Origin of the sequence: Limosilactobacillus avistercoris, from assembly GCF_014836425.1 — a bacterium.
GTDB lineage: Bacteria > Bacillota > Bacilli > Lactobacillales > Lactobacillaceae > Limosilactobacillus > Limosilactobacillus agrestimuris.
The window spans coordinates 1-7,093 of the sequence record NZ_JACSQW010000037.1; the positions used below are offsets into that span (position 1 = coordinate 1).

At 37.9% G+C, this 7,093-nt stretch carries 8 protein-coding genes; 4 read left to right on the top strand and 4 right to left on the bottom strand.

The window, feature by feature from the left end:
- Nucleotides 1-53: 53 nt before the first annotated feature.
- The 3 genes from H9564_RS08765 to H9564_RS08770 all read right to left on the bottom strand — a co-directional run bounded on the left by H9564_RS08765 (nucleotide 54) and on the right by H9564_RS08770 (nucleotide 1,506).
- Complete coding sequence (locus H9564_RS08765; protein ID WP_225209636.1) at nucleotides 54-902, bottom strand: ATP-binding protein; 849 nt, start codon at nucleotides 900-902, stop codon at nucleotides 54-56.
- A gap of 39 nt (nucleotides 903-941) precedes the next feature.
- Nucleotides 942-1,115: a hypothetical protein gene (locus tag H9564_RS09215; protein WP_225209637.1), complete on the bottom strand. Its 174-nt coding sequence runs from the start codon at nucleotides 1,113-1,115 to the stop codon at nucleotides 942-944.
- A 115-nt stretch (nucleotides 1,116-1,230) separates the two neighbouring features.
- Nucleotides 1,231-1,506: a hypothetical protein gene (locus tag H9564_RS08770; RefSeq protein ID WP_191685091.1), complete on the bottom strand. Its 276-nt coding sequence runs from the start codon at nucleotides 1,504-1,506 to the stop codon at nucleotides 1,231-1,233.
- A gap of 164 nt (nucleotides 1,507-1,670) precedes the next feature.
- Here H9564_RS08770 and H9564_RS08775 point away from each other — a divergent pair, with 164 nt between their 5' ends.
- From H9564_RS08775 to H9564_RS08790, 4 genes are all read left to right on the top strand, one after another.
- Complete coding sequence (locus H9564_RS08775; RefSeq protein WP_191685092.1) at nucleotides 1,671-2,639, top strand: DUF3114 domain-containing protein; 969 nt, start codon at nucleotides 1,671-1,673, stop codon at nucleotides 2,637-2,639.
- Between the two features lie 47 nt (nucleotides 2,640-2,686).
- Nucleotides 2,687-3,727, top strand: coding sequence for a hypothetical protein (locus H9564_RS08780; protein ID WP_191685093.1), 1,041 nt, complete (start codon nucleotides 2,687-2,689; stop codon nucleotides 3,725-3,727).
- A 79-nt stretch (nucleotides 3,728-3,806) separates the two neighbouring features.
- Nucleotides 3,807-5,345, top strand: coding sequence for a multicopper oxidase family protein (locus H9564_RS08785; RefSeq protein ID WP_191685094.1), 1,539 nt, complete (start codon nucleotides 3,807-3,809; stop codon nucleotides 5,343-5,345).
- Nucleotides 5,346-5,418: 73 nt separating this feature from the next.
- Complete coding sequence (locus tag H9564_RS08790; protein WP_191685095.1) at nucleotides 5,419-5,628, top strand: hypothetical protein; 210 nt, start codon at nucleotides 5,419-5,421, stop codon at nucleotides 5,626-5,628.
- A 77-nt stretch (nucleotides 5,629-5,705) separates the two neighbouring features.
- Here the strand turns inward: H9564_RS08790 and H9564_RS08795 are convergent, their stop codons facing one another.
- The gene (locus H9564_RS08795) at nucleotides 5,706-6,545 is read right to left on the bottom strand and encodes a metallophosphoesterase (protein WP_191685096.1); all 840 of its coding nucleotides are present in this window, start codon (nucleotides 6,543-6,545) and stop codon (nucleotides 5,706-5,708) included.
- Nucleotides 6,546-7,093 lie beyond the last annotated feature (548 nt).

Consider the following 7,093-nt stretch of genomic DNA (forward strand, 5'->3'; position numbering starts at 1 on the left):
ATTGGCATACACCAATCGAGATCTTCTTGCTTAATCTACGTTACTAAATTCGTTCAAGTTATTTCTTGCAATCTGCCTTTTCCATATCCCGCGGGGGCAATAATTTGGCTATCAATTAAACGCCGTCGATAAACACCAATATAACCAGGATTTTGGTTAAGTTTCGTTCCCAAATATTTAGCAGACACTGGATATTCTGGAGCATTTGCCATCTCAATAACAAATTTTTGATCAATGGATGAAAGTTCTTCTAACATTTTACTGTAGGCATTTCTACTAAGTTGTGCTTGGTATTCTGGAAGAATTTTGTCAATTGTTTTGTTGGTAAGGTGAGTATCAGCACTCTGCCAGAGGAGGTATCCCATTAATTGGAAAGCATATGCATACCCGTCAGCTAATAGAGCAGCCCTTCTAACAACTTCTTTTGAGATTTTTGGATCTCGTTTTTTTAGTTCTTGCTGATACCTTGCGCGGATATCAAAGAAATTTAAGGGAGACAGGTTAATTTGACCACTTCGTAATAGGAATGTTAAAACATGGTTATTTTGCAGTTCTTGGACGTTTTTCGGTAACCCAGTCATAATAATTGAAATCGGTAATCCTTCACTAATTAGGACCTGATAGACTGACGCTAATTCAACCATCCCCGGAACATCTTGTGCTTCGTCAATCATCACTAGGACATGCTGGTGATGTTCTTTTAATATTCTAAGCATTTTTTCGAGAAGAATCTGATAATTAGTTGTGGATAATTTCTGTGGTGAATCAGTAATGGAGATACCACCGATGGAAAAATTAACTCCTGAAATCTGGTTGAGTAACTTTTGCAAAGGGGTAGTTGCTTTTTGGTAGAGGAGATCAACTAATCTACCAACCATATTATCGCCAATAATTAAGTGCATGGCTAACCAGTTTGGCTGGTGACTAATCTCCTTGCCAACTTAATTCATGAAGACAATTTTTCCAATACCACGAGTACCGTAAATTAATGTAGTTCGGTAAGGAGTATCCAGTTCTTTAATGTCATTAACTAGCTTTGTGATCAATTCCTTACGGTTAAGGAGAACTGTTGGCTGGATACCAAAACTTGGATTGAAAGGATTCTTTATGGTCATTAATGCTCCTTTTTATATCTCTTTATATCTTGATTCAAACTCTACCTTTAGTTTAAATTACTTAAAAATATTAAAAGCTTAGGGGATAATATCAATCTCCTAAGCTTTTAGTGATTTAATCTTTAAATACATCTTCTAATTTCCCGGATAATGAAATCTTGTCAAGACCGTTAGTGAGTTCGTAATGGTCATCATCGACCTTCGTATCACGATAGCCAGCACGCGAAAAGGCGGCAACTAACTTCTCCATGAATTTTTGACCTGATTGGGTTGATTCGTAAACCATGTTATCAATGTACATTGGCAAATCAGGACTATTCCGAATTAAGGTAATGGAGTAAACCTGTTGGTCAGTCTTGCTAATTTCTGAAGTATTTTGCATTAATGACATTCTAATCCCCTCCTGTAAACAATTATACTTTATATCTTTTAATAGCCAATATAAAAGTATCAATTAGTTTTAATATTATTAATTATTTTAACTCTTAGCTACATAATCTTCTTATTTTAACGCTAAATTAAAGTTACTATTTTTAAGATCAGGAGGTGGACCAGGTGAACGGGAAAGTAAACCAGTTAATTACAATTTTGAATTCAAATATGTCACCCAAACAACGACTCCAACGGGTAATCGCCGAGTTTAACGCAGAAGTTGATCAGCATGGGTTCCTTCAAATAAGGTCAGCGTACTTTAGCTTAGAGATCTCACCGATATCGCCGTTCTTTACTGGATTTCGTCAGTTAGTAATTGATGCTTACTCAACATCTAAGGGACTAAAAGAAGATGAATTAGGGAGAAAACTTCACCTTTTTCGGAGTTACCTCGATCTGTTTTACCTAAATTATATTCGGCAGTATCCTGGTAGAACCGACTTTCAGCGTCTTTTAACTTTTGCTCAAGAGCATAAATTGCGATTGGATTATGAAACTGATAGTGGTTACCATAACCGGACGCAGAGTCAGTACCAGTACCCAAAGAATATGAAAATCCAACTGACAAGGAATTCATGGCGTCTCTATCACAATCCAGCTCGGATGATTGAATTTATCGTTAATATTGATAATGGGGAATTTGTTAGTGAGTGGAATACGTATAAGCTGACAGAGAAAGGAAGGATCGATAGTGATCCAGCAAATTATTCAATTGAAGAATTAGAAGAGGTAGCTAATACCGAGTCTTTTAATTACGGGATTCCTCATGGCAATTACTTTATGTATCCCCGTTTTCAAAAAACTCACCGCTACCTTGATATCCAGCAACCACGCGATAACGCCCTTCGTCAACGGGCAAAAAAGATTTATCGAACACCAAAAAGTTATCGAGCTGGTGGCAAATTTACGGATTTGATTAGGGCGGGAAAAATTAAGGACGTTAGAGCCTGGCAAGGGATCCCATTTGCTCAGCGTGAAAAAGTATATGGTGCATTTATTAACCACCTTGCGCAATCGGGGATGCCAAATTGGGGAATTAATTATTATTTGGGTTCGACGATGAGTTACCAGAAGTATTTTGTTGAAAACTAATAAAAGGAGTATACTAGCGGCAATAATTACTATTGGAGGCTTTGAAATTGAATAAGAAGACTGTTAGTAAACTAATGGTTGCGGGATTAGCGCTATTGCTTGCTGGGTGTGGTACTCAAGAGGCTAGTAAATCGCAAGATTCAGGAAATACAGCTTCATCTAGTAGCCTATTAGCAACAAAGAGTAGTGAAAAGATGAGTGCGGATAACTTATCACCACAACAATCCGTTAGTTTAGTTGCTGCTTATGCGGGAAACAAGTATGGTAATGATTGGGCATCTATGACTAAGAATGCAGAAAAACAAGGACTTAAAGTTAATCTTTACCCAACTAGTAAGTACAAGTTAAGCGATAATGGTCAGGGAGTTGCCTATGATGTAACAGCAGGTGGTAAGTCAACTGGATTGGTTTATACCATTAATAACGATGACGTCAATATTTACCAAAATGTTAAAGCTGGTAAAACTAGCAATAAGCTAGCGACAGTTAGTAAGCAGGACATGGTTAAGTATGTTAACGACAAAGGGCAAGCAAAATTGGTTGGCAATTTGGCAAAGAATGCCCAAGTGGTTGATAAGCGTGCCGAAAGTGCCGGAACTTCCAGTAATGTAGATACAACAAGTCACCAATATGGTCGTGAAGGAAAAGTAACAGTACCAGCAGAAATGCAGGGAACTTGGTACAGTGCCGATTATGACAGCAATAGCACGATTACGTTTGGGAAAAATACTATTACTAATGATGGCAGTACTTCCTATATTTATAAGCAGAACTCTAGTTTCCTTGAGGGAGACCAAAATATGAATCAGTCAGTTCAAGATGCTACTAAAGACTGGGTTAGTGGGAACTTTGTCGATCTTCATGGCCTTCACTTCTTGAATATCCGTGGTTGGTGTCAAACTGCTGGGGATGGTAGTTCCTTTGCCGTTCATACCGAGACAATTAATGGCAAGCAGGTTAAGGTCCTAGTTGCTGCTGGAGGAGCTGGCTTCTGGACTGAAGGTGTCTACTACCAAAACAAGGCTATGGCTCAGCAACAAGCTGATAAGAAGTTTGATGATCTTCACTACATGGATGATGATGACTAGTCTTAAATAAATATTTTGAGATTTAATTTCAAAAAGAACTATAATAATGGCGAATAAAAAACAACGGAGGTCTTTTATAATGAGTAAAGCCGAAGTAATTGATCATTATTTCTATGATGAGTCAGCGTATGACTACCATGATGGTGGTTATGTACCGTTAGAAGAACCAAAAGCACCGGAAAAGCCGTTGAATATTCCAGAAATTCTAAAACCGGATAAAGAAACGGCAACTGATATGTACTACACTATCGTAGCGCAAACGGGTGAGGTCCAATTAATGCCCGGAAAGAAAACCAAAACATGGGGTTATAATGCGCCGCTTTTAGGAAAAACGGTTGTGTTTAAGAAGGGAAAAACGATCCACTTGCACTTAGTTAACCACTTGCCGGAAGTGACTACTTTCCATTGGCACGGTCTTGCAATCCCGGGACCAATTGAGGACGGGGGATGTCACGCACCAGTATATCCAGGTGAAAGTCGTGATGTTACATTCAAGATTGATCAGCCCGCTGCGTTTGTTTGGCTTCACGCTCATCCGTGTCCATCAACTGCTGAACAAGTTTGGCATGGCCTTGCTGCTGGTGCAATTGTTCAAGATGAACACGAAAGTAGTCTTCCGCTACCACGTAACTATGGGGTAGACGATATTCCGGTAATCTTACAAGATCGCCGTTTTCATAAAGGAAATCAATGGAATTACCGGAAAGATTATGATCCGGATGGCGTTGCTGGACCAACACCAATGATTAATGGAACAATTAATCCGTACTTTGATGTTACAACCCAAAAGGTTCGGCTTCGCTTCCTTGATGGGGCAAACCGCCGTGAATTCCGTTTGCACTTTAGCGATGATCTGGAATTTACACAAATTGCTGGTGATTTAAGTTTGCTTCCTCATCCAGTTAAGATGACTAAGTTGTTGATTGCTTGTGCTGAACGTCAAGAGATCGTTGTTGACTTTGGAAAATACAAACCAGGCGACGTTGTAACGCTTTACTCTGACGATGTTCCACTAATTAAGTTCCGAATTCATGAATTTAAACCAGACAATACTTCGATTCCGGAGACATTATTTGAAACGCCAGATCCAGCAGTTGATACGGACCTTCCTGTTCACCATGTTACCCTTGATGGGATGGATGAAGCGGTTGCCATGAACGGTAAGAAGTTTAAGATGGATCGGATCGACTACAAGATGCCTATGGGCAAGGTCCAACTATGGGATATCTGTAATACAAACCCTGCACCAGGGATGATTCACCCTTATCACATGCACGGAACGGCCTTTGAAGTGATGTCCCGTAATGGTCATGCTCCATATCCTAATGAACTAGGATTAAAGGATACGGTTGCTGTTAATCCGGGTGAACATGTTGTGATTAAAGTTTGGTTTAATGTCCCAGGTATCTTTATGTATCATTGTCACATCATTGAACATGAAGATGGCGGAATGATGGCCCAACTTCAAGTAGTTGATCCGGCTGTTCCTGATAAGAAGTATCATTTGATGGATCACATGACCTTAATGAAGGCTTTTGCCGAGGAACGTCATGTGCCAATGGATAAGCTATGGCTCGGTGGAATGGAATCGTACAAGAAAATGGGAATGGAAATGTAGCCAAAAAGTTTAAAAAAGATCGTTCACTTTTTAAAAAGAAGACTACAATAGGAAGTGAAAGGAAGCATTAATCATGAATATTGATCAAGATGCTCTTAAGAACTTCCAAGCAAGTAAGTTCGATTTTGTTGATGCAAAGGGTAACGATGTTGACTTTGGTAATTTAAGTGAAGATGTTAAGTACACTCTTCGCGACGGTGAAACGGTTGTTCAAGATGACATGACCATGAAGGATGTTGTCGACACAATCAATGATGAATATGGAAAGACAATGAATGTCTAAGTCCATACCCAAAAGTAGAATTAATTAAACGCTATTTTCAGGTGAGTATCTGAGAATAGCGTTTTTAATTATAAAGATTATGAAAGTTCGATTATCCGAATTGTTGCCGTCCACTGTTTGAAGAAGTTATTTTCTTGCCATTCATTGATTCGTTTATTTCTAACACCAACTGCTTGATTGAGGTAGGTCACATTATGACGAGTAAGCGGGGGATGAATTCCATGGAGGTGACCATAAAAAACGAATCTAACTATGCCAGAATCTTCTATCATCTTTCCGAGACGATCACTCCCCATCATTGCATTGACCATTTGGTAAATTTTTTCTTTTCGTGGAGTATTAACGACTTGCGGTTTAGGTGCAAGGAGTTCGTACCGAGGTGCAAAGTGGGTGATAAGGATCACTCTTTTTTGAACCTGCTTGGCAAGAAGGAGCTGGTGCTTTACTTGTTTAAGAACCCTTTGTACCCGTTCTTGATCGGAAATAGGCTGCTCAATAGAACTATCAAGCCAAAACACATTTTTCCAGCTTTGAACCTCTTTAGTCCGATCGTGGTAACTTGAAAAGGAATAATCATACCAACCACTATTTCCAATTATTCGCCAGTTACTATTTGGAATATCGATAAACCGGTTATGAAGATACAAAGGAGAATGTAGAGTTTCTGCTTCAACGAAACTAATATTGTTTAGCAGATCATGGTTGCCAGCAACATAGTAAATTTTGGTATTGGGTATTAGTTGCTGCAGCTGATTAAAGTAGTGATTTGTTTTCACAAAATCATTAAAGAGGTCACCAGCGTACAGGTAGTAGTCAATTTTATTTTGTCTGAGCCAGCTTGCCTGAAACGTTAATGCTTCTTGAATGTTTATTCTATTAACATCTAGGTGATTGTCGCTACTAATTGCAATTTTGATATTTAACATCTCTTTTCTTAATTAGCAGTAAAATTTAGACTTGAAATTTGAGACCATCATTGCAGAAAGAATACGTGACGTCAATTTTTTAGAATTAATTTGAATTTCCCCTTGCAAATTAGAAGGAAATCCTATATAGTATTTAACTGTTGTCTTTAATAAACGAGTTCTTCAAATCAACTATACCAATTTGAACGGCTCTATTATTGTGATTTTAGCTTATTATGGTTTAATATGAAAAAGTTATCATATTATGTTGACAATCAGTTTGAAAGAAGTTACAATATTATCTGCTGGTTGAGATAAAATCTTAAAATTAATTCTTGACTTGCTAAATAAAAGATGATATATTATAAAAGTTGCTTGTTAAAACGCTAAACAAATTAATTTGAAAAATATTTGAATTAATTTGTTGACATTGAAATAAACATCTGATATAATTAAATCGTTAGTCAGCACTAATAACTGACTAAGGTAGACCTTTGAAAACTGAACAAAGTTTCGACGAATCAAATGTGTAGGGTCTTCAATCATTACGATTTGAAGCA

What these genes read in the sequence shown, in the direction of transcription:
- H9564_RS08765 (WP_225209636.1), bottom strand. Translation starts at nt 902, where the DNA reads ATGCACTTAATTATTGGCGATAATATGGTTGGTAGATTAGTTGATCTC.
- H9564_RS09215 (WP_225209637.1), bottom strand. Translation starts at nt 1,115, where the DNA reads ATGACCATAAAGAATCCTTTCAATCCAAGTTTTGGTATCCAGCCAACA.
- H9564_RS08770 (WP_191685091.1), bottom strand. Translation starts at nt 1,506, where the DNA reads ATGTCATTAATGCAAAATACTTCAGAAATTAGCAAGACTGACCAACAG.
- H9564_RS08785 (WP_191685094.1), top strand. Translation starts at nt 3,807, where the DNA reads ATGAGTAAAGCCGAAGTAATTGATCATTATTTCTATGATGAGTCAGCG.
- H9564_RS08790 (WP_191685095.1), top strand. Translation starts at nt 5,419, where the DNA reads ATGAATATTGATCAAGATGCTCTTAAGAACTTCCAAGCAAGTAAGTTC.